Source organism: Leptolyngbya sp. CCY15150 (assembly GCF_016888135.1).
In the GTDB taxonomy this organism is placed as follows: Bacteria; Cyanobacteriota; Cyanobacteriia; order RECH01; family RECH01; genus RECH01.
This window is the reverse complement of the sequence record NZ_JACSWB010000132.1, coordinates 29,646-50,934: the sequence shown is the minus strand read 5'-3', so window position 1 is coordinate 50,934 and position 21,289 is coordinate 29,646. Positions and strand designations below refer to the sequence as shown.

Sequence of the window (21,289 nt, the reverse complement as noted above, 5' to 3'; positions counted from 1 at the left end):
ATCATCAACTTTTATCTTATTTAGACAAAGTTCGCGATTGTGCCAAGCTGACTTGCCTCAAGATTAGCGACCTGAGCCAAAATTACATCGTCAACAGCGATGAAAGCATCGAGGGCCGTATCCCCTTGTCCTTGAATAAAACTGAGTTGTTCGAACTCTACATCAATGAGCTGGATTTGATCAATACCCAATTCAAAATCACCGATGTAGTTAGATGCCCCATTGCTGATAACAAACGTATCAGATCCAATTCCACCCAATAAGATATTGTTGCCAGCACCACCATCCAAGAGATCATCTCCAGATCCAGTAGCTATGTAGTCATCTCCGGCTCCGGTCTGGATGGTTTTATTACCGGCAGGAAGATCCGGATTAACCATGTAAATGATGTTGTCTCCATCACCAGCATTAACGATATCCGTCCCTGTGCCAAGGCCGAGCACGTCATTGTCACGACCGGTGACGATGGTATAGTCTCCGCCTTCTAGCCAAACTTCATTGGCACCACTTCCGAGTCGTAAACTATTAGTCCCACCGCCACCATTAACACTGTAGATAAAATCGTTGCCGGCACCTGTCGTAACCGTGTCATTACCGATGCCAATACCGATGACATTGCTACCTCTAGCCGTAATCGTATTGTTGCCTCCTACTGCCCAAAAACTATTGGTGCCAAGCCCCAAGTCAACGATATTATCACCGCCACCATCACCAACCGCATAGACAAAATCATCTCCGTCACCAACCCGAACCCAAGCGTCACCATTACCAAAACCAACGATATTGTTACCGTCACCAGCATCAATGGTATCGTTGCCTTCAAGGCCGCCCCAGATGTTGTCATCTCCATCCGTGCCAGCCATTGTATCGTTTGGGTTATCCGTTCCGTCAGAGTTGCTGAATAGCTCTCCAGCATAGAGTTCACCCATTTGATAGGCAGGGCCGACAACAACTCCCCGACTGTTGATGTATTGGGTAGCAGGCAGACCATTGACGAGAGGCGGTGGGCTGTCGTTATCCGTGATGTTAGCCGTCACAGGACGAACGCTAATACCATCATAGGTATCATCGTCACTTGTAACTGTATGGGTAATGCTACCCGTGTGATCTCCCTCAAACACATCATCATCGACCGCCGTAACGATCACCGTTTGCGCCACATTCCAGTTGTCTGGCGTAAAGATCAACGTGGTGACATTGGTGCTGGTTTGACCATTGGGGTTAATGGTAATCACAACCTCAGCACTCGGCTGGCTGCGGAGAGCGATCGCGTAGGTATCCGTCGCACCACCCTCTTCCACATCCGTCTGGGCTGCCGACTCAATCAAGACAATGCCGGGTTGGCCAGCGTTGAAAACGCCGGGGCTGCCAATAGAGCCCCCTCCTTCCCGAGAGTTTTGTGGATCATTGATGCTCGATAGCAGCCAACCATCATTAATCTCTGTGGCATCTAGATTGTCTAGGGTTGTCCAACCGCTGACATTTTGCGTGCGAATGGTGCCGGGAAAGTCTTGATCGCCATAGGTGAGGCGATCGCTTAAGTTCCCCTCTGCATCATATAAGTTGATCTCATTATTGCGCCTGAGAAGGTTTTGAACGTCAAGGTCACCTATGACTTTAAAGGAGACATCCAGTCCCCAAGCTGCTCGGAAATCTGCTTCACTGGCCTGGGTGAGAATCACCGACTCACCCGGCTGCACCAAGCCAAACCCGTCCAACGAGAAAGAGCCGGGTAGACGCGCACTATCGCTATAGCTCCAGCCCGTCATATCGACAGGTGCCGTCCCCACATTGGTCAACTCAATGAACTCACCAGCACCACCTGCATACATAAACTCGGTGATCTGTATATCACTGACTGGAGGAGCCTCAAACAGTGGCGTCAGTGAAAAGTCATCTACGGCCAGGCCATCATTTGCACCGGGAACTGCAGCATCAGTCCAGCGAATCCAGACCGTCTCTCCCGGCGCAATTTCAAGACCGGCGATCAGACCGCTGATATTAGCCTGGTTTTCAGCCGCATTACCATTCCGTGCCCCCGCTGATCCCGTCGTGTTAGGCGTCGTAAAATCAAGCTCATCAACGTCCACCCAGCTTCCTGTATCGAGGGAACTGGCATCTAAGCTGTATTGAAAATCTAAGCGATCCTCTTGCCCAGGCGTCCCTAAGCGCCACAACTCACCCACATAGGAAATATCAAGACCTGTGATCGTGGAATCGGTGGTGTTGGTGAAATTTGCGCCAACGGTAGGAACCACTGTGGCAGAGCGCAGTCCACCCAAGGCTCTTTCAGGATCATTGTTGGCACCACTGCCAGCCCCATAGAGATAGGTGTTGCCCGTCGAGAAGCTGCCATTGTTAATGCTGTACACGGCATTGCCCGATCCGGCTTCCAGAAATGACCAGCCCGTTGGTAACGCGCTGCCGGTGAGGCCAAATACGGGCAAGTCGTCAAAAGCCTGATTGTAGGTTGTATCCGTTAAGTTAATAGTCACCATATACTAGTACCCTGCGTTTGTGTAATTTATAGAAAATTTGTACCTGGATTCTCAGTTGCGTTGACCAGGATCTCAGACGATCAAACGTAGAAACCATCAACCCCGTCTACCTGAATTAGCCCACAAACGATAAAGGATTGACCAGTAGTTGCCTGAAACAGAATGATAGCTAGGTCAATAGGGATGGCCAGTGCAATGACGATTCCGCGAAACTTAACAATGCCAGGATTTTACAAGCCAACTATCCAAATAATGTCTGGCTAAAATGACGATTTAGCAAGGCTCAAAGATGATAGCCTTTCCAAGCGCTAGAAGCAATCGTTGAAAGGTTATCTTCATCACTCCATGATTTAGACATTTCAGCCCAGCAAGCAAGGCGTTCAATAGCCCACCATTAAGCAATCTAAGTCACAAGTAATACAATAGACTTCTACGGCTAATTGCTGATTAAACCTAAACATCCATGTAAACAAACGTTTCAAGTCTTTGCATTTTCCTTACAACAATGACACATAAGTAACAGGCTATACAAGCAATTATACGCAAAAACCATGACATTAAAACGCAAAGAAAATCATAAAAATACAGGGATTTAATTTATCAAGTTTCTGTGAAGAAACAATCCGCCATCTTCACAGAAACTTTATGGAATACATCTATCTTGGGTTTACCTTCGATCTGGTTCGTGGTTTTCTAGACCTAGAGTCTTGCGAGAAAACACAGATTTAACCATCGAGAGTTTTCCTCAAAGAAAGCTAGGGAGATCTCTCATCCCTCTATCTCTTGGCGACATCCCAACGAATTCTCGTCACAGCTAGGGACATCTGACGAGAGACTGAGGGTTTGATCTCCTCTTTTCCAAGAGTGACAAAAGAGGATTCACCTGCTATCGAGCCAACCTCCTACATAAAACGTCCCCCTTGATCAAGAGGGACGTTCGGATGAATCACTCGTGCCTACGATGAGGTCGCGACAGAACTACACCGTAATTCCTGCAGGGTTAGCAGTGCTGACTAAGATGTTTTCTACCTCAGCCGCTGTTAGATTAGGATTGGCTTGCATCACCAAGGCTGCTACTCCAGCAACGTGGGGAGCTGCCATTGAGGTGCCGCTGAAAACCCCAAAATTACCATTAGGCAGGGTCGAATAGACATCTACACCAGGAGCGACCACATAGTCCAGAGGTGTTGAGCCAGCGTAGTTTGAGAAGTCGGCCATTTGATTAAACTCATCCACGGCCCCAATTGCCATTCCCCAGTCTAGAGCATGAATGGCTGGATATCCTGGCAGGGAGCTATAGTCATTACCGGCTGCCATGATCACCACTGTGCCCTGTTGGGATGCATACTGAAGAGCTGCTTCAACCTCCGTAGCTTCCGGGGGCAGCACACCGCCGGGGAACCACGATGGGTCGTAGCCCAGACTCATATTGATGACATGGGCACCGTTGTCTACCGCATAGTAAATTCCATCAGCGATCGCTCTCAGGTACTCATATTCATCCTGTTCTGCCCAGTCTCCGATGACGCGGACAGGCATGATAGCGGCATCATAGGCAACGCCAGTAATGCCAAACCCATTATTCAGCCCTGCGATGGTACCGGAGACATGGGTGCCATGGCCATCTACGTCATCTGGAGTATTATCATCATTGACAAAATCCCAGCCACGGACATCGTCAACAAAACCATTGCTATCATCATCGATGCCATTGCCAGGAACTTCAGCCTGGTTGACCCAGATATTGGCGCTGAGGTCAGGGTGTAGCCAATCTACCCCGGTATCCAGCACAGCTACTACCATTCCTTCGCCCGTGTAGCCTTGGCTCCAGGCTTCCGGCGCATTCACCCTATCTAGGCCCCAGAGATTGCCCCCGAGGTTGGGCTGATCGGGGAAGGTAGGCTCATCAATGGCCGCCGCAACAGCCGCCGCTGCATTCACCAAACCATAGCCATAGATACTGCTAAAACCAGGGGTGACTGGGGTAGAGAGTCCTGACTCAACCGTCATGATCATGGTGTAGTCCCCAGTGCTGCCTGGGGTGCCACTACCGGCAAGAAACGGGTTGTAGTCGTAGTTCCAGTATCCGCTCAGACCGATATAGTAGTTACCCGTTTCCGTAGCGGTGAATTCAAGGTATGGATCGAAGGAGAAAGATTCACCGGGCGCTGGATTATCATCACTGAGAAGCAATTCATTGCCCAAAGCGTCAAAGATCCGCAGTCCTGAATCCAGGGATCCACCGAACTGATGGGCATCTACATCAATAATTAAGCGATCGCCCGCATTCAGTTGCACACTAAACATATCCACATCCAGGCCAGAAGCCAAGGATGGATTGTCGCCTATTGCACCCTGTACTTCAATGGTGCCGGGAGTTGCAGGCCCTAAACCCGTGTAAATAGCTTCCGTGAGCGTATCGTTGGATTCATCACTACTCAAGTTATGAGCAACGTCTAGGGTTAGAGTATATTCCCCAGTGCTGCCTGAGACTCCACTGAATAGGTCAAACGGATCGTAGAGATCATTACCATATCCACTGATGCCAATGTAGTAATTTCCGGTTTGTTGGGCAGTGAACTGTAGATAAGGATCGTAGGATAGTGTCTCTCCAGGCGCTGCTGCATCATCACTAAATGCCACCTCATTGCCATTGGCATCAAACACCCGCACCACAGAATCTAGCCAGGTTCCTTGGGCAAAGGCATCGATATCAACCGTCAGCACATCACCGGCATCAAGGCGCACATGGAAAAAGTCGCGATCGAAGGTTGGGCTCACGTTCGGGCTATCACCAATCACCCCGGTAAACTGCACCTGTCCCGGATTACTAGAGCTGAGCCCTGTTAAAATTCCCTGGGTGATCAGATCATTTTGTTCACGGGCGTAGGGCGTCAGGGTAAGATTGAGCTGATAATCTCCCCTGCTGCTTGATGAACCACTGTACGGCACTAGTGGACTATAGTCGAAGTTGGGGTATCCACTGACTCCGATGTAATAGGTTCCAGTCGTATTCGCAGTAAAGTCTAGGTACGAATCAAAGGTAAACTCTTCTCCCGGTGCTTGATCATCATCGCTCCAAGCTAGCTCATTACCGGCTGCATCAAAGAGGCGCAGACCGGAATCGAGGGACGTCCCCAGTAGCTCAGCATCAATGTCAATCAAAAGGCGATCGCCCGCCTGCAGTGAAACCGAGTAGAAGTCTACATCCAGATCAGGAGCTAGGTGGTTCGTCCCGCCAATGGTGCCATTGATGGTCAGTTCACTTAATCCGGAATAGAGACCAGTGGATAAGGCTGTCGATAAGGCATCATCTGTCCCAGCTTCTCCCTGCCTATTGATGACCGCTGTGGCCCGATTGGGTGCAAGCAGAATACTGTCCGATAGATTACCCACCAAACTTTGCTCAGTTAGGCTACCAAGAACAGAGTCTGTACCATCGGCCAGGGAACTATCGTCACTTGGTAACGTCACAAGCGATGGATCATAGCTTCGTAGATCGTGGGGGGATTGATCAACCAAGGGGCCCAGCGCTGCAATAGCATCACGCAGGCTTAACAGGGATGGACTAGCAAAAGGATGGGTTAAATCTGGTAAGCCATAGTGAGTAGGAGCCAGTTCCTTCGCGCCATGGGAAACCTCAAGATTAAGCCAATCTTGTTCAATTGCGGGGGCAAATACATCTGTCATAATGCATCCTTAGGAAAAATATAGATGTCGAATTTGCAGCAGGCATAGAGCACTGCCACATCAATGATTCGAGCGTTCTACAGGTAGGAACCAAAAATCTTAAAACCGTGATGCTCTGCAAGCATTTATTGACAAGACGTGGGCGATCGCCCGCGCCTCTGAGGCTTGGCTAACAAGATAAATTTACCTAGACAAACACAACTAGATAAATTATTAGATAGTCAAGACAATGCAGCAGATCATCAGAAAACTGAAAACCTTGAATCTAAATTCTGGCCCGTCTGATTCAGCAAACCCAAGTTTCACGAAGAGATGGGCCGTCTGATCAACCGTCTCAGAATGTTTCAATCCCCCATTATCTAACACCATCGGTTGCAGAAGTACAGGGACTAGTACTGTAGTTCAAGCGATGGAGCGAAAATTGAGGATTCGATCCTATGTAGCGAGTCACTCCGAACGATCACGAAGAGACCTTGATCCATGATCGGCTTTGCACCAAGATGCAAAACCAACCGTAAATACACGGGCAAGTTTCCGGATTCCGGACATTACTCTGAAAAAAAAAAATTGAGCGGTGCTGATTTCTGAGATGAACCTATTTCTGAACAGCCGATGGTGCAACGGTTGGTTCAGGGAATTCATCTCTCATCTAAGCAACACCGAAAATTGCGATCGCCCCCCAGGTTTGCCCCCTAGACCTGAAGTCTCCCTCAGGCAACTGCTGGCAGGTTAGGCATGAGGTGTGGCGGCAAACTGCAGCGGCACATCCAAGCACCAAGGTTTGCCCTTATAGAACAAGAGCTGGTACACATGCAGTCCGCCGTAGCGAAACGATGCCTCAAAGGACTGCAAGTAGAGATACCACATGCGCAGAAAGCGTTCATCATAGGTCGGCGATAGGGCAGCGATCGCCCCTCGATTCATCGTGAAATTTTCCGCCCAACGCTTCATCGTCTCCGCATAGTGGGGCTTCAGATTTTCACAGTGGGCCAGGACTAGCTTGGTCAGCCAAAGTTCATGGGTGAGTTCGTGGAGCTGCGGCGCGTAGCCACCGGGGAAAATATACTTATCGACCCAAGCTCCATTGCGTTCTTTACTCTGGGTGACGATGGTATGCAGCAGGCCCACGCCGTTGGGTTTCAGTAGCTTCGACGCCTGGGTCATAAAGGTGCCAAAGCTACCCTTGCCCACATGCTCAAACATGCCAATGCTGACGAACTTGTCATACTGACCTTGAATTTCGCGGTAGTCGGCAATCACAATCTGGATGCGATCGCTCAACCCTCGCTCTGCAATGCGCTGGCGGGCTAGATCTGCCTGCTCTACGCTGAGGGTAATGCCCGTACCTGAGATACCATAGCGCTCTGCCGCATAGGTGAGCATTCCACCCCAGCCGCAGCCAATATCCACAAGCGTTTCTCCGGGCTGCAAGGCTAGCTTTTGGCAAATCAGGTCATACTTTTGACACTGCATTTGCTCTAGGGTATCCGTCGGCTGCAGTTGATAGCCACAGGAATAGGTAAGCGTCGGATCGAGGAAGCGCTGGTAGAACTCATTGCCCAAATCATAGTGGTGCTGAACATTCTTGCGGCTATTTTTAATCAGCACCGGCACGGTCTTGAAGCGCTGAGCCAGCACCGTCAGCGCAAGGCCCAGGGTCACCTTATCTCGGGCCTTGGCGTAGACATTGCTGCGATAGAACAGCCCAATCAGCTCCACTAAATTCTGGTTTGCTTCATCCCACCAGCCTTCCATGTAGGCTTCACAAAAGCCTAGGGTGCCGAAGGCTAGAATGCGATCGTAGGTTTTGGGATTATGAACCAAAAGGCGCAGGGATGGCGATCCTTCAGTATTGCCAAACTGAAACATTTGCCCCTGAGGATTGACCACCGTTAAATTGCCATCTTCAATCTGACTAAAGAGTTGATAGAGATAGCGCTCACCCGGTGGTAGACGATCAAAGCGATCGCCCTGAGGATCAGGAAATTGGCTTGGTTTTTGCTGAGGCACATCCAGTCTCGCCATCCGATACACCTATTTTGTCGCTAGAGATTTGCTAGAAGGGAGGGTTGCTTTAACCTGACTCGCCAGACCCATGGATTGCAAGAACCACACCGTCAGCCAAACCATATCAAGCTCCCACCAGCGCCAGCCGTATCGCACAGACGATTGGTTCGCGTGATGGTTATTATGCCATCCTTCTCCAAAGGTGAGCAGGGCCACCCACCAGCAATTGGTGGAGGTATCCTCAACCTCATGGGAGCGATAGCCCACCATATGACAAGCGCTGTTCACAAAGCAGGTGCTGTGAAAGCCCACAAAGAGCCGTACAAAGATACCCCACACCACCCAGGGCATTCCGCCCAAGGCATAGAGTAAAACACCTAGCACAACCTGCAAAGCAATGTAGTGCTTATGGCAAAATTCATAGAACGGGTCGCCGTTGATATCTTGGGTAAACCGCCGCAGTTCACCGCTGCTAGGAATGGTGTGCATCAGCCAGCCGATGTGACTCCACCAAAACCCTTGGCTAGAGTCATGGGGATCGCCCTGGCGATCGGCATAGAGATGATGCATCCGGTGATATCCCACCCATCCCTTTACCGCACCCTGACCAGCTAAGGTGCCACAGAGAATAAAAAAGTACTCTAGCCACTTGGGTACTTTGAAGCTGCGGTGGGTTGCCAGACGATGAAACCCTAGGGAAATACCTAAACCAATGGTGAGGGCATGGAGCATTACTGCAACCCCTACGGCCGACCAACTGAAATTGGCGGGGAAGATGGCAAGCAGGGCAGCCAGATGGAGGGCGATCGTAAAGGTGATCACATCCCAGCGCGGACGAGGCGGGTTGTATTGAGCGTCGATCATAGGGCAACTCCTTGGCGGCGAGGTAGCAGCCCAGATAGATGAACAACAATTGGATGAACTGGGTTGACCATAGGTAGTTTCAAGCAATTACAAGGATCAGCGTTGTTGCTCTGGGAATGTCAGCCATTGTTCCGACATCTCAGATCACGTCACAGCGTCAGTTTTATAGGGTACAGCAAGTTAACAGAGAGAGGTAGGTGAGACGATGATCTCAATGAGCTCAATCAGCCTTGGGCATGACATCCTACCCTCTAAGGTTGTCACGCCCTAACGTTGTCACGTTCAAAAGCCGGATGAGTACGAGACTATCGCAGGCATTGTAGCCGATCGGCGAAACCTTTGGCGGGGGCATAGACCGATCTTGAAAGCGTCCTAGGGGCCAACAGCTAGGGTTGATCGAGCCAGGGATGGGTAAAACAGGGCTGAAACTCTGACCAACGCTGTAGGATTTGGGCATGGCAGATCTCCGGAGCGATCGCTACATTCTGCAGTAGGTCGATCTCAATCTGGTCACCCGCGACCAGCAGCAGCACCATGGCTTGATGGGGATCATAGGTGGTCAGCGATCGCCCCACCTGATCGATGGTGTCATCCTCTAACGCCAGCCGCTGTAGCCGACTAGGCATATGTCGTTGAGGCGTAAACCGCAGACGATAGGGCCAAAAGCTAGAGGATCGCCCCTGAGATGGGTAAATCTCACAGAACACCAGCCCACGTCCCGCCTGCTGATAGCCTTGCCAAGCCATGGAGCCAATCATCAAATAATGGTCGTGGATGAAGGAGGGCATCCAGGAGTCACAGTGGTCTGTCCACTGATCCGGTTGAAAACGCATAGAACCAGTCTCATACACTAGACATGAACAACGAGCAAAGGGTCGGGCGATCGCTCATAGCATTGGGAACGATCGCCCCTAGTAACGTCATGAATGGGTCTAGAGAGAGGCGATCGCCCCCCTCTGACCATGGTTATGAACTAGGGTCGCGAACTAGGGTTGCGGACGATGCCGATCACCTAGGTCGCAACATGAAGACTTGACGTCAGGTGGAGAAACATCCATATATGCATGGAGTCCACTGTCGCACAAGCCTCTGGCTTGCTGCAGGCGCGACGCCTGCGCGACGGTAGTCGGGAAATTTCTGCCGCCTAGAACTAGATGGAAGACACTTATTATGCACAACGTAACTCAACCAATGGCTCATCCGTACCTCGCAGATGGATATGAATCGAACTGACAGCGGCGGGCATCCTGACTTAGAGATCGATCACGCATCTCATCACAGTTGCGGGACAGCGCCGGATTCTCACCGGACTTTCCCCCTTACGTTTAGTGGCTGCTTCCCACTAAAACCAGCTTTTTCTAAGCCTATCACAGCATCTATGGCTTCTAGCCGTCCTCGCTCGATCCCATCGAACCAGCTCTCAGGCTGGGAGACAACGGAAACTTCATGTTAAGCAGCAACCATCCTTAAAATCGGATTGCTACAATCAGGGGATCACGTGAATCTACGCAGTCTATCAACATGTCTTGTCTCTTTTTCTTAACAATTTAGGGCAAGATTCTTACGTGTTGAATCATGATAAACAGTATCCACCATTACAATCTCTAGGGGGTTTCATGGAGTTGAGCCCTCTACACGTTCTTGATGCTCAGGAGATTTTGAATGCTACGAAGATTGACGGGGTTCATGGATCGTCACTGGAAAACGGTTTTGAGTTTTTCGTTGGGATTATGTCTATGCTTTGGGCTGGCATTGGTCAGTACGCCCAGTACAGCGCAATCGATCACCTCTGGACGAGTGACCGAAATTTTAGATAGCGATCAGGTCTATATCCAAGAGGCGATCGCTCGGGTGAACGACACGGCCAGCCAAGGGCAGCGCGTGCGTACCGGCAGTGCCCGTGCTCAAATTAACTTCAATACAGGAGCGGTCGCTCGTCTAGCCAGCAACTCCGTATTGACCATTGGGCAATGTGCCAATTTACAAAGCGGTACATTATTGGTGAATGGTTCGATCAATGGCTGCACACCTTCTACCCTAGCTGGGGTACGAGGTACGACCTATCTGCTGTCGGTGGATGAGGCGGGCCGGGAGACCATCCAGGTACTAGAAGGTGAAGTGACGCTGAGCAAGCAGGTGGCGGACGATGCGGCTGCGGCTCCCCCAAGCGATGCGGCTGCGGCTCCCCTAGAAAGCCCAGGCGTTACATCAGATGTCAACCGTGAATCCATCACGCTGACGGCAGGCGAAAAAATTCAAACCACAGAGGGTGAAGAGTTTGGCACCGTGGAGCGAATGACCGCGAATGACTTCATTGAGATTCTGCTGGGAGAATTATTCGATGCCTTCTTGACTGAACTGCCAGGCATGGATCAAATTCGTGAGAGCTTTACCCAGCTCTTTCCAGATGTGCCGTACCCCAGCGGTGGTTCACCAGTAGAGTCCATAGCGCCTCCTCGGCCTAGCCTACCTTTCTAGCGTCTAGGACGGAGGGATCGCCTTGTCCCGTCCTCCTTTAACTGCCATAGATGAGGGCGTTGTTGAGTACAGCTATCTATCTACCGTTCACGGCTCTTCCAGAGAAGAGCAGGGGTTCAACCCAACTAGGTTCAACCCAACTAGGTTCAACCCAACTAGATGGATCAGCTTGATCAGCAGCGCCTTCCCACCGTCTGATTACTCGTTATTGTGCGCGCCCCCTAATCAATAGGTGGACAGTAGGGGGATCTCTCAATCAACCTTATTGTAGGGTGCTGTTAGGCGAAGCCGTAATGCACTATCTCATGAGGACTGAATGCGTTACGCTGTCGCTTTAGCAAAGCCATGCCGTAGGCTATGCGCATTTTACTGATACTAAACCCATAAAGATAAAAATTACAATAAGAGTTTTATGACCATGTTACGCCGTTTTTTATTGAAATTTAACCCCAGCCCACCGTCTAAAAGCACATCGGGTAGACGGAAGATAAATCTTATCTACCTAAGCTATTTAATCATTGGGTGTATCACCCTCAGCAGCACCGCGCTAACGGCTACCAACCATCCCTTAATTCAACTGATCGAAAAGCGATCGCAACTTATATTTTATCGACTGCGTGGGGTTGTCACACCACCCGACGATATTATCATTCTAGCAATTGACCAAGCATCTCTGATCCAAGGCGAGTTTTATGCATCCAAGCCAGAACAGTATGCCGATTTAGCTCCTATCCAAAACTGGCCCTGGCAGCGCCGTGCCTATGCGATCGCCCTTGATCGTCTCATGCAGGCGAGGGCGCGATCGGTATCCCTAGATATATTATTCCTAGACCCTAGTTCTTACGGCATTGAAGACGATCAGAGCCTAGAGCAAGCCCTGCAAGCCTATGGCGATCGCATTGTGTTGGCAGGGTTTTATGATGCCTATATTCAGGACGGTAACCTTATCCATCAACTAGCTCAGCCGATTCTATGGGGTGCAGAGGATAATCATCAAGGACATATTAACGTCATTCCAGGGGTAGATGGCCGCATCTATGATCAGCCCAGTCGCTATTATGACGAGGTAATTGCCACCTCGATTCCTCAGATCCCAAGTTTTGCAGAGGCCAGCCTACAGGCCGCTGACCGAACAACAACACTCACGCCCGAGATGGCACGGTCGGAACTCTACTACTATGGCCCAGGCGGGGTAACGTTTCGTCAGGTACCGTTTTGGGAGATTTTAGATCCCGTGACCTGGGCTAGGCATCAGCGGCAAGGAACGTTTAACAACAAACTTGTCTTAATTGGCGCAACCGCCGTCAGTTTAGAGGATATCGTCCGCACTCCCTTCGATGATCGAACCCCCGGCGTTGAACTCCATGCAACAGCGATCGCCAACACCTTGCAGGGAAAGGTCGTCACCCATTGGCTGCCCCATCCAGGGTATGATGCAATCCTGGTGTTGATCATCACCGGCAGTAGCGGCATTCTCCTGTGGATTGTTCACAAAGCATCCCGTCAGGTGGTGTTAACCCTCGTCCTGATTCTCAGTTGGGCAAGCATTAGTTATATTAGCTTTACCTTAGGGAGGTATACGTTACCCACGATGATTCCCCTAGGAGCGATCGCCCTGAGTGGTTCAACGGCGATCGTCGCTAATTCTGTCCAAAGCCAGCTTGAGCAACAGCGCTTGCGCCGTACGCTAGAACGATACGTGGCCTCTCCCATCGTGCAGGAAATTCTCACCCACTATTCTGAAGACTACCAATCCTTACTCAAGGGTAAGCGCCTCAATGCTACAATCCTGTTCTGCGACATCCGAGGATTTACAACCCTATCGATGAACTCTGACCCGGAAGCCCTCGTAGAACAGCTCAATGAATATCTGGATGTGATGGTTGAGGTGATCCTAAATGCCGGTGGTACAGTAGATAAGTTCATTGGCGATGCGATCATGGCAGAATTTGGATCGCCGCTGTCTCAAGGAGAACAGACTGATACACTCAATGCTGTGCGCGCCGTGTTAGAGATGCGGAAGGCGTTGGTTCATCTACAGGCTAAGTGGCAAGATGCAGGCAAGCCGATCTTATTTAACGGTATAGGTCTAAATTTCGGTGAAGTCGTTGCTGGTGATATCGGATCCTTGCGCCGTAGAGAATATGCGGTGATTGGTGATACGGTCAATATTGCTAGCCGCGTGGAAGGCATGACCCGGAAGTTCTGGACAGATATTTTAATCACAGATTCTGTCTATCAGTGGGTGAAGGATGAGGTGAATGTGGTGTGTGTGGGCAATCATCCCCTGAAAGGGCGGGAACGCAATACCGTACGTCTCTACACCCTGGTTGGCATGAAGGGCGATGATCCATCGCTATACCGAACGGTTCATCAACGTCTGCGCAGCACCTATCACTTCAGCGAGACAACCAGTGCCTTGTAAACGGCAATGGGAGCAAGATCCTCACTCACAGCGCAGGCAAGCGCGTCTCGCTCACGGTTCCTGAGCAACATCTATCGCGATTCAGCAACGCCTTTATATAACGAACCATGAACAAGTTGTGTCGAAGTATTGACCATATCTAAAAAGTAGGCGATCGCATCTTAAAATACAGAAAGAGAGCACAATTAGGGCGATTTGAATCCCTTGCTGTATATCCATCCACATCGTTGAGGTACTTGGGTTCTAGACATCAGCCTTGAAAAAATTCTGTTTTAGGTAGTGAGGATCCATAGGCGATCGCCAACTTCCTAGAGCTAAGCACCCAAACCCTAGGCTATAGCTGCCATCAACGGCGATCGCATCAGAGGACATACACCATGACATCTATCCTAAGCAGCATCTGTTATCATCCTATGTTTTGCCCAGCCTCTGAAAAATAAGCTAGGTACGTTGTGACAGCTTATTGATAAGGAGGTCAAGTTTCCATGACCATAGCTTCTAGTCCATCGAACATAGACTCAAAGGTCGTCTGCGGAACGATTGCAGCGATTCGGGGCAGTGTTGTTGATGTACACTTTCCCGAGCAATTACCCAACTTGCATGACATTCTGCGGGACGATCGCTCCACCGCCATTGAGGTCGAAACCTACCTCACCCCCCATGTTATCCGAGGGCTAGCCCTCACGCCCACCACCGGCCTGGCGCGGGGCGATCGCCTCACCTCCACCGGCACCTCCCTACAGGTTCCCGTGGGCGATCGCTTATTAGGACGCATGTTCAACGTTTTTGGGCAGACCATTGACGGCAAAGCCCCGATCGAAGGCGGTGACTGGCGATCCATCCATGCCAATCCTCAGGTATCTCAGGAACGGGCGATCGCCACCGAGCTTTTTCGTACCGGCATTAAGGTGATCGATCTGCTGGCACCCCTAGAGCGGGGCGGTAAAGCGGGACTCTTCGGGGGAGCTGGGGTGGGTAAAACGGTGTTGATCACCGAGATGATCCATAACGTGGTGCGGCGGCTGGAGGGGGTGAGTATCTTTTGCGGCATTGGTGAACGCAGCCGGGAAGCTGAAGAACTTTACCGCGAGATGCAGGAAGCGGGAGTGTTGGCCAATACGGTGATGATGTTTGGGCAAATGAATGAATCGCCCGGCGCAAGGTTTCGGGTGGGTCATGCGGCTCTGACCATGGCGGAATATTTCCGGGATGATGCCCATCGGGATGTGCTGTTGATGATAGACAACATTTTCCGGTTCATCCAGGCGGGGTCGGAGGTGTCGGGGCTGATGGGGCGGCTGCCGTCACGGGTGGGCTATCAACCAACCCTGGCAACGGAGTTGGCGGAGTTAGAAGAACGGATTTTTAGCACCCCCAGCCATTCCATCACCTCGGTACAGGCGGTCTATGTGCCGGCTGATGATCTCACCGATCCGGCTGCTGCCCATATTTTCTCGCACCTTTCAACCTCCATCGTCCTGTCGCGCAAACGGGTGAGCGAAGGTCTGTATCCGGCCGTAGATCCCCTACAGTCTGGCTCCAAGCTGCTGACGCCTTTGGTGGTGGGCGATCGCCACTATCGCATTGCCCAGGCGGTGCGTAAAACCTTGGCAACCTATGAGGAACTTAAAGACATCATTGCCATGCTGGGGTTAGAAGAACTGGCCCGCCATGAACGGCAGGTGGTTTACCGAGCCCGGCGGCTGGAGCGATTCCTCACCCAGCCCTTCTTCACCACCGAGCAATTTACGGGCTTGCCGGGGCGCTTGGTGGAACTAGAGGACGTGCTAGACGGCTGTGAGCGGATTCTCAACGATGAATTTAGCGATCGCTCTGAAACGATTCTCTATATGATCGGCACGATTGACGAAGCCCCTGCGGCCCAGGATTGAGCCATGCATCTCAAAGTCACCCTACCCACCAAAATCTTGGTTGACCAGCCGGTCACCAAGGTGATTGCTGAGGCTGAAAACGGTGCCTTTTGCCTACTGCCCCGCCATGTAGACTACGTCACCGCCCTGGCTCCCGGCATCTTAATGTTTGACAGCCCCGATGGTCAGACCCATGTGCTGGCGGTGGATTCTGGGCTGTTGGTCAAGCAAGGAGATGGGGTGTTGGTGGCCACCCGCCATGCCATCCAAGGTCAGGATTTACAAAGCCTACGGGAGTTGGTCGATCAGCAGTTTCGTATTCTCGATGACCAAGAACGCCAGACCCGCTCGTCCCTAGCCAAACTAGAAGCCTCCATGGCCCGCCTATTTCTCAACCTATCCTAGATGTTTGGAGATCTCAACCCATGCCTCCCGATCCTCCCACCCGCAAACGTTCACGCACCTTACCCGATCAGATTGCCACAAAAGTCACGCGTAAGCTGCTAGCCCAGCGTCGCAACCACAGCGTTTGGTATGGGTTTGGCATGTTTGGCCTAGTGGGTTGGTCGGTCACCATTCCGGCTCTGTTAGGCATTGCCCTCGGCATCTGGATCGATCGGCACGTTACCAGTCCCTATTCATGGACGCTAATGGGTCTGGTCTTTGGAGTTGCTATCGGCTGCATGAATGCTTGGTATTGGATTCAAAAGGAGAGTCAAGATGATTAATTTCAGTCCCTTTCCATCTCTATCCAATCTGGCTGAAGGTTCATATCCGGAACATCCTACCTTCGATCGCCCGCTGCACTTGGATACAGCCCAAGCCTTAAATCCATAGATTGTCTAAGCAGATTGGATCGCACCATAAGAAACAACAAAAAGGTAACTATTATGCTGATCTGGACATCTTTTATTGACGGACAAACCTGGGTCGAGGGAGCGATCGCTGGTTTTGTCATCGGTATCTTATATTTTGGCGGTCTTTGGGTTACCGTAGACCATCTTCCCCAAAGTAAAACTCCCGTAAAAATTCTGGTTGTTAGCCTCCTGCTACGCCTCAGCCTCTGTTTAGCTGGCTTTTGGTGGGTGTTGATGCGATCGCCCCTGCCCACGGCCCAGTTCACCAATCTGCTGATTGCTTTCCTCACCCTACTGATCGTGCGTACCGGGTTCACCATCGCCGCCCGCTATCCCAGTTCCACGCCCTAAACCACCATGAACATTAGCACCGACAACGTAATCCTTTGGCAGCATGGCGCGATCGCCCTGAATGCTACCCTTGTCTTTACCTGGCTGGTGATGGCGCTGTTGGTTGGGCTATCCCTATGGATTAGTCGCCATCTCTCTAGCTCCACGCGCATCTCACCGGGACAGAATAGTTTAGAAGTGATCGTAGGAGCGATCGCCGACCAGATTCGTGACATTAGCGATCAAGACCCAGAACCCTACCTACCCTTTGTAGGTACATTATTTATTTTTATCGCTGCCTCTAACCTACTGACCATTGTCCCAGGCTTCTTACCCCCGACCGGTTCCCTATCCACCACAGCGGCTTTGGCGATCTGCGTATTCGTCGCCATTCCCCTATTCGGTATTCATCGACGGGGCGTCGGCGCATACCTAAAGGATTATCTCAAGCCCACCCCCATTTTGCTGCCGTTTAACATCATTGGTGACCTTTCTCGCACCCTGGCCTTGGCTGTACGTCTATTCGGCAACGTGATGAGCGGTACCATGATTGTTGGTATTCTGCTATCCATCGCCCCCTTGCTGTTTCCCGTCGTCATGCAAGCCATGGGACTACTGACCGGATTGATCCAAGCCTATATTTTCTCAATTTTGGCCATGGTGTACATAGCCGCCGCCACCCGCATACAGCAAGAACACGGAGAGTCTGATCATGGATAATATAACTTGGATTGCGATCGCTTCCATTGTCACCGCTGGCATCACCATTGCCATTGGTTCCATTGGCCCAGCCCTAGGGGAAGGACGCGCCCTGGCCCAAGCCCTCAGCGCCCTAGCCCAACAGCCCGATGAAGCCGCCACCATCACCCGTACCTTATTTGTCGGTATGGCGCTAGTAGAATCCACCGCAATTTATTGCTTAGTGGTGTCCTTAATTTTGCTATTCGCCAATCCCTACTGGGCCTATTTGATTGAGCAAGGAGGCTAGACCATGCTCATTGATTGGTTCACCGTTGTTGCCCAGATTTTTAACTTTCTTGTTCTTGTCTGGTTGCTCAAACGCTTTCTCTATGGGCCAATTACCCAGGCTATGTCTAAACGCGAGGCGCTGATTGCTAGCCAGCTTGCCGATGCCCAAACCAGCCTCACAGAAGCAGCCCAAGAAGCCGAATACTATCGCCAGATGCAGGCGACCCTCAAGGCTCAGCATGATGATTGGCTGGAACAAACGCGACAACAGGTAGAACAGCAGCGTCAGACCTGGTTAGACGAGGCTAAGCAGTCGGTGGCGATCGCTCGGGAGCAGTGGCTCAAGGATCTAGAGCAGGAGCATCAGCAGATCTGGGATACAATTCATCAGCAAACTACACAGCAGTTGGTAGTCACAACGCGCCAAGTGCTGACCCACCTTGCCAATGTTGATCTGGAGGAACACATCGTTCAGGTTTTTATCCACCAACTTCACCATCTATCCACCCAGGAGCAAGACCGCCTCCACACTGCCCTCACCCACAGCCCCGATCGCCATCTGACCCTTCGCAGCGGCTTTCCCCTGTCTACAGCCCAGAGCGATCGCCTGCGCCAAGCGATTGGTGACCATGTACCAGAGGCGATCGCCCTTGACCTCGACACCGATCCAAGCCTGATCTGCGGCATTCAGTTGACCACCGCTGGCTATCTCCTCGATTGGAATATTGCCCATTACCTAGATGAACTAGACACCAAGCTTGCCAGCGCCCTCAGTCATACTAGATAAGCAACTTATATCTTTAGGATGGGCAATGCCCGATCTACAGGCTGAATGAGGTGACCTAAGCGGAGAAACCATAACCATGACCCAATCCAACGTATTTCTACAATCAGCCCTCGACCAGGCCCTTCAAACCTTTGGGCAAGCTGTTCAGGATCATCAGCCTGAATTGGCCAGCCAAGAAGTCGGCACCGTTACGTATCTAGGTAATGGCATTGCCCGAGTGGTGGGGCTACCCCATGGACAATCGGAAGAACTGGTTTTATTTCCGGGCGATCGCCTAGGCATGATCTTCAACCTGGATGCAGACGAAGTGGGCGTGGTGCTGCTGGATGATAGCCAGGGGCTGCAGGCGGGCTGCGAGGTGCGCCGCACGGGGCGGGTGATGGATGTGCCGGTGGGGCCGGCTCTATTGGGGCGGGTGATGGATGCTACGGGTCGTCCTTTAGATGGTCGTGGCCCGATTGCTGCGATCGCCCGTTGGCCCATCGAACGCCCTGCCCCATCGATCCTCGATCGCGCCCCGGTGACGGTACCGCTTGAGACGGGGATTAAGGTGATTGATGCCCTGATTCCCGTAGGTCGAGGTCAGCGGGAGTTAATTCTAGGCGATCGCCAAATTGGTAAAACAGCGATCGCCCTCGACACGATCCTTAACCAAGCCGGTAAGGATATGATCTGCATTTACTGCGCCATTGGCCAACAGGGATCGGCCCTGGCCCGATTGATTGCCACGCTGCAGCAGGAAGGAGCCATGGACTATTGCATCGTTGTGGTCGCCGCTGGCAACACAACCCCCGGTTTGCAGTACACGGCCCCCTATGCCGCCACCACCATGGGCGAATATTTTATGGAACAGGGCCGCGATGTTCTGATTGTCTACGATGATCTGATCTGTCACGCCCGCGCCTATCGAGAACTGTCCCTACTGCTGCGCCGTCCCCCCGGACGGGAAGCCTTTCCTGGCGACATTTTCTATATCCATTCTCGCCTGCTAGAACGGGCTACCCATCTCTGCACCGAGCGCGGCGGTGGCTCCCTGACGGCCCTGCCCATTGTGGAAACAGAAGCCCAAAACCTATCCGCCTACATTCCCACTAACTTAGTGTCAATCACCGACGGACAAATTTACCTAACCCCCGACTTATTTCAGAAGGGTATTTTACCTGCTGTAGACGTGGGGCGATCGGTGTCGCGGGTAGGTGGTAAGACCCAGCTCCCTGCCTATGCCAAGGTGGCCGGAGCATTGCGGCTGTCCTACGCCCAGTTTGAGGAGCTAGAACTCTTTGCCCGCTTTGGCACTCGTCTAGATGATGCTACCCAAAAGACCCTGGATCGGGGGCAGCGGGTGCGGGAAGTGCTGAAGCAATCCCAGTTCGTTCATCTGCCCGCCGCCACTCAAATTGCCGTGCTGCTGGCGGTGACCCAAGGGGTGTTTGATGCTCTACCTCGCCACCAGATTGCTACCGCTGAAGCCCAGATTCATCAAGCACTCCAAGAGCAATTGCCCGATGTGAGCGATCGCATCCATAGCGGCATTCCCCTCTCCGAGGGTGACCATAAAGCCCTGCTCGACTTAGCAACTCTTGTGGTTAGGAGCCTAGAACCCCATGCCCACGACTGAAGCCCTCCAACGCAAAATCAGCAGCGCCCGTGAACTACAGTCCATTGTCAAAACCATGAAGGCCTTGGCTGCCGTCAGCATCCACCAATATGAACGGGCCGTATCGTCCCTAAGCACCTACCAACAGGTCTTAGAGCTAAGCCTACAAGTCTTGTTACACCATACGCCCAACGGCTTACCTATCCGTCCCACCGCTGCACCGCCTTGCTTAGTTATCTTCGGCTCCGACCAAGGGATGTGTGGTCGTTTCAATGAACAATTAGCCGCCGCTGTTTTAGACCATCTACAAAACCACCTTTCCCAGGCTAACGAGCGATCGCTCCCTCCTCGTTTAATCACCGTGGGCACCCGCTTGGCTGCGCGCCTGGCTGATGATGGCTATGCCACCGATAGTAGCTTCAGCGTGCCCAGCTCGGTGAGCGGCATCACGCCCATGGTGCAAACGATTGTGCAAAAGCTTGAGGAATGGCGATCGCACTCAGCTATTGGCTCTATCTATGTATTTCATCATCGCTTCCTGGGTGGATCTAGCTATCGACCGAAAACGTTTCAGCTCTATCCCCTGGATGCTGATTGGCTGAACCATCTACGGCATCAGCCATGGCGATCGCGTCAGGTGCCGATGATTACTCTACCTCCAGAACAACTGTTCTCTGCCCTATTCCAACAGCTTTTCTTTCTAGGACTATTCCGGGCCTGTGCGGAATCCCTCGCCAGCGAAAATGCCAGCCGTCTGGCCGCGATGCAGGTGGCCGAAAAAAATATCCAAGAACGCCTTGCCCAAATCCAAAGTGACTACAATCAGCATCGCCAAACGTTAGTGACGGAGGAACTTCTCGATATTATCGCTGGCTTTGAAGCATTACAGAGCGATTCTTAAAAAACAGGGCAACGT

16 protein-coding genes and 1 riboswitch are annotated in these 21,289 nt (G+C 51.6%); of the genes, 11 read left to right on the top strand and 5 right to left on the bottom strand.

Going from position 1 to position 21,289, the window contains the following annotated elements; genetic code table 11:
• Positions 1 to 20: 20 nt before the first annotated feature.
• From JUJ53_RS03470 to JUJ53_RS03450, 5 genes are all read right to left on the bottom strand, one after another.
• Positions 21 to 2,498: a lamin tail domain-containing protein gene (locus JUJ53_RS03470; RefSeq protein WP_204150589.1), complete on the bottom strand. Its 2,478-nt coding sequence runs from the start codon at positions 2,496 to 2,498 to the stop codon at positions 21 to 23.
• 978 nt (positions 2,499 to 3,476) lie between these two features.
• On the bottom strand, positions 3,477 to 6,188 hold the full coding sequence (locus JUJ53_RS03465; RefSeq protein ID WP_204150588.1) for a DVUA0089 family protein: 2,712 nt from the start codon (positions 6,186 to 6,188) through the stop codon (positions 3,477 to 3,479).
• 729 nt (positions 6,189 to 6,917) lie between these two features.
• Positions 6,918 to 8,198 (bottom strand): class I SAM-dependent methyltransferase, encoded by a 1,281-nt coding sequence (locus tag JUJ53_RS03460; protein ID WP_343327879.1) that lies wholly within the window; start codon positions 8,196 to 8,198, stop codon positions 6,918 to 6,920.
• 24 nt (positions 8,199 to 8,222) lie between these two features.
• Positions 8,223 to 9,059 (bottom strand): fatty acid desaturase, encoded by an 837-nt coding sequence (locus JUJ53_RS03455; RefSeq protein ID WP_204150586.1) that lies wholly within the window; start codon positions 9,057 to 9,059, stop codon positions 8,223 to 8,225.
• A gap of 386 nt (positions 9,060 to 9,445) precedes the next feature.
• Entirely contained in the window at positions 9,446 to 9,892 is a 447-nt protein-coding gene (locus tag JUJ53_RS03450) for a hypothetical protein (protein ID WP_204150585.1), read from the bottom strand.
• 386 nt (positions 9,893 to 10,278) lie between these two features.
• Positions 10,279 to 10,427, bottom strand: a riboswitch (cobalamin riboswitch).
• A gap of 294 nt (positions 10,428 to 10,721) precedes the next feature.
• On the opposite strand from JUJ53_RS03450, the gene JUJ53_RS03445 reads away from it, so the two are divergent.
• The 11 genes from JUJ53_RS03445 to JUJ53_RS03395 all read left to right on the top strand — a co-directional run bounded on the left by JUJ53_RS03445 (position 10,722) and on the right by JUJ53_RS03395 (position 21,274).
• The gene (locus tag JUJ53_RS03445) at positions 10,722 to 11,537 is read left to right on the top strand and encodes a FecR domain-containing protein (RefSeq protein WP_204150584.1); all 816 of its coding nucleotides are present in this window, start codon (positions 10,722 to 10,724) and stop codon (positions 11,535 to 11,537) included.
• Between the two features lie 418 nt (positions 11,538 to 11,955).
• Positions 11,956 to 13,962: an adenylate/guanylate cyclase domain-containing protein gene (locus tag JUJ53_RS03440; RefSeq protein WP_204150583.1), complete on the top strand. Its 2,007-nt coding sequence runs from the start codon at positions 11,956 to 11,958 to the stop codon at positions 13,960 to 13,962.
• A 485-nt stretch (positions 13,963 to 14,447) separates the two neighbouring features.
• Positions 14,448 to 15,854 (top strand): F0F1 ATP synthase subunit beta, encoded by a 1,407-nt coding sequence (gene atpD, locus JUJ53_RS03435; RefSeq protein ID WP_204150582.1) that lies wholly within the window; start codon positions 14,448 to 14,450, stop codon positions 15,852 to 15,854.
• Positions 15,855 to 15,857: 3 nt separating this feature from the next.
• Entirely contained in the window at positions 15,858 to 16,238 is a 381-nt protein-coding gene (locus JUJ53_RS03430) for a F0F1 ATP synthase subunit epsilon (protein WP_204150581.1), read from the top strand.
• Between the two features lie 20 nt (positions 16,239 to 16,258).
• The gene (locus JUJ53_RS03425) at positions 16,259 to 16,561 is read left to right on the top strand and encodes an AtpZ/AtpI family protein (protein ID WP_204150580.1); all 303 of its coding nucleotides are present in this window, start codon (positions 16,259 to 16,261) and stop codon (positions 16,559 to 16,561) included.
• Between the two features lie 162 nt (positions 16,562 to 16,723).
• Positions 16,724 to 17,041, top strand: a complete 318-nt coding sequence (locus tag JUJ53_RS03420; RefSeq protein ID WP_204150579.1) for an ATP synthase subunit I — start codon at positions 16,724 to 16,726, stop codon at positions 17,039 to 17,041.
• A 6-nt stretch (positions 17,042 to 17,047) separates the two neighbouring features.
• Positions 17,048 to 17,740, top strand: a complete 693-nt coding sequence (locus JUJ53_RS03415; protein ID WP_204150578.1) for a F0F1 ATP synthase subunit A — start codon at positions 17,048 to 17,050, stop codon at positions 17,738 to 17,740.
• Positions 17,733 to 18,008, top strand: coding sequence for a F0F1 ATP synthase subunit C (locus tag JUJ53_RS03410; RefSeq protein ID WP_204150577.1), 276 nt, complete (start codon positions 17,733 to 17,735; stop codon positions 18,006 to 18,008). The genes JUJ53_RS03415 and JUJ53_RS03410 overlap by 8 nt, the downstream gene beginning before the upstream one ends.
• A 3-nt stretch (positions 18,009 to 18,011) precedes the next feature.
• Positions 18,012 to 18,776 (top strand): F0F1 ATP synthase subunit delta, encoded by a 765-nt coding sequence (locus tag JUJ53_RS03405; protein WP_204150576.1) that lies wholly within the window; start codon positions 18,012 to 18,014, stop codon positions 18,774 to 18,776.
• Between the two features lie 76 nt (positions 18,777 to 18,852).
• Positions 18,853 to 20,394 carry an alternate F1F0 ATPase, F1 subunit alpha gene (locus tag JUJ53_RS03400; RefSeq protein WP_204150575.1) on the top strand — a complete coding sequence of 514 codons (1,542 nt, stop codon included), beginning with the start codon at positions 18,853 to 18,855 and terminating at the stop codon, positions 20,392 to 20,394.
• Entirely contained in the window at positions 20,381 to 21,274 is an 894-nt protein-coding gene (locus JUJ53_RS03395) for a F0F1 ATP synthase subunit gamma (RefSeq protein WP_204150574.1), read from the top strand. Before JUJ53_RS03400 ends, JUJ53_RS03395 begins: the two co-directional genes overlap by 14 nt.
• The last annotated feature ends 15 nt before the right edge of the window (positions 21,275 to 21,289 follow it).